1 protein-coding gene is annotated in these 947 nt (G+C 68.4%); it reads left to right on the forward strand.

Annotated features, from left to right (window positions below; translation table 11 throughout):
- Positions 1–199: 199 nt before the first annotated feature.
- Entirely contained in the window at positions 200–916 is a 717-nt protein-coding gene (locus BIU95_RS12575) for a DUF4191 domain-containing protein (protein WP_031259256.1), read from the forward strand.
- Positions 917–947 lie beyond the last annotated feature (31 nt).

Raw genomic sequence — 947 nt, forward strand, 5'->3', positions numbered from 1 at the left:
CAGGTGAGCACGTCGGTGTCGTCACCGGTCGCGATCCAGCGATCCGGGTGGTGGTCGGTCATCGTCTCCATGGTGACCAGCGTGGCGGGGGTGTGGTGGGCCTCCAGGCTGTGCGGCACCACCTGTGGACAAGACGTGTTCGCACACAGCCGGACATGCGGCGGTCTCCCCCGGCGCACGGAGGCCGTATCCTGTTCCCATGGCACGCAGCTCTTCCACAGACAAGAAGGCGAAGGAGCCGGGGCGTCTCAAGCAGATGTTCCAGGTCTTCCAGATGACCCGCAAGGCCGACCCGTCGTCGGTCTGGTGGTTCGCCCTCGCCTTCGTCGTTCCGGTCGTCCTCGGTGTCCTGCTGGCACTGCTCCTGCCGGGGCAGAACTGGCTCGCGGTCGTCCTGTGGATCGTCGCCGGTGTGCTGCTCGGTGTGCTGCTCTTCCTGATCGTGCTCACCCGCCTCGCTGAACGTGCCGCCTACTCGCAGATCGAAGGCCAGCCCGGTGCCGTCGGCGCCGTGCTGTCGAACTCGCTCCGTCGGCAGTGGCGCTCGAGCGAGATGCCGGTCGCGGTGCACGGTCGCTCACAGTCCGCGGTCTACCGCGCGGTCGGTCGCCCGGGTGTCGTGCTGATCACCGAGGGCCAGCGCGGCAACCTCAGCCGTCAGCTCGACGAGGAGCGCCGCAAGGTCCAGCGCATCGTGCCGAACGTCGCCGTGCACGTGCTGCACGTCGGTGACGGCTCCGGCGAGAGCCTGACGCTGCACAAGCTGCCCCGTGCCATGAACAAGCTCAAGAAGTCGCTCAACCGCAACGAGGTCCTGGCGGTCGCGAACCGTCTCGACTCGCTGACGCAGAGCCCCGCGGCCTCGATCCCGAAGGGCATGGACCCGATGCGTGCCCGTGCCGGACGGCCGCGCTGACCCAGCCGCAACACACGAAGACGCCCCCGAC

Source organism: Curtobacterium sp. MCBA15_007, from assembly GCF_001864905.1.
Taxonomy (GTDB): Bacteria; Actinomycetota; Actinomycetes; order Actinomycetales; family Microbacteriaceae; genus Curtobacterium; species Curtobacterium poinsettiae.

Coding starts and splice junctions, on each gene's coding strand:
- BIU95_RS12575 (WP_031259256.1), top strand. CDS start 200: ATGGCACGCAGCTCTTCCACAGACAAGAAGGCGAAGGAGCCGGGGCGT.